Below are 985 nucleotides of genomic sequence, written 5' to 3' on the forward strand. Positions count from 1 at the left end.
CCACACACCCCCGCACAAGCCCCCCACCAAGTCGACTACGATGCGGACGAGCCCGCCGGCGTAGCTCAATTGGCAGAGCATCTGTCTTGTAAACAGAAGGTTAGGGGTTCAAGTCCCCTCGCCGGCTCCCACATCAAAGCCCCCTTCCGATCATGGAAGGGGGCTGGTTGCTAACAGGTACAGCAGCGGCGTCTATGTCGCGTCGCCGACGTTAGGTCGGGGCGGGAGGCTTTGTGAGGTGCCACAGACTGGTCTCGAAATCGTCTCGGGGCAGGTGGTCCGCCACGAGATCCTTGAGGCATTGGCAGGTTGGGACGGCGTCTGTGATGACGCAGACGAAGATGCCGAGGACGCGGACGGCGTGGGCGGTGGCGGCGAGGTTCTGTTCGATCGTCGTCGTGGCGCCCAGTCCGGATGCGAACCGTTCGGCCATCGTCTGGACGACGGGTGGCGCGCCGAGGTGGTGTGCGGCGGCAGCAGCCGCCTCGCCTGGCAGCCGGTCGACCCTTGCCTTGATCGCGAGGAGCTCGCGGGCCGTCCGGGCGAGAGGGCGGCAGAGGCCGGCGGTTCTTTCTTGCAGGAAGTCGCCCCACTGTTCTCGTCCGACCCGCCGGACCGACTGCTCCGCGATCTTGCCTCGCCAGTGGGTAGGGAGCCGCTGAACGACGGTTACCGCGTCCGGAAGTGTGATGGAGGCGTTCTCAATGGGAGCTGCTTCCGTCCAAACCGGATTGCGTGACCGAACAGGTGTTCCGTTGCTTCCGCCACTCTTTGGGGGCACCGGTCCGTTTACGTGGTCGTAGCAGGTCGCGGCATTGACCCGGCGTCGGCAACCTCCGCCCTTCTGGGTTTCCACGTCGCAGTAATGCGCCATGACGCAACGATGCGAGTACCCGAGTTGCGCGCCAACTACCGCCAGGGTGATTTCACTGCCCCATGTCCTTATCTGGACGCGCGTCGCCTCCGGGTTCCGGGGGTGGGGGTG

Annotated in this window: 1 protein-coding gene and 1 tRNA gene; one reads left to right on the plus strand and one right to left on the minus strand. The window is 65.2% G+C overall.

Annotated elements, in window-relative coordinates; all coding sequences use genetic code 11:
* The first annotated feature begins 54 nt into the window (after positions 1-54).
* A tRNA-Thr gene (locus E1287_RS43330) sits at positions 55-127 on the plus strand.
* A gap of 84 nt (positions 128-211) precedes the next feature.
* Here E1287_RS43330 and E1287_RS43335 read toward each other — a convergent pair.
* Positions 212-985 (minus strand): hypothetical protein (locus E1287_RS43335; protein WP_207934830.1); only part of this gene is annotated, 774 nt, incomplete at its 5' end.

It is taken from the genome of Actinomadura sp. KC06 (assembly GCF_004348735.1).
In the GTDB taxonomy this organism is placed as follows: Bacteria; Actinomycetota; Actinomycetes; order Streptosporangiales; family Streptosporangiaceae; genus Spirillospora.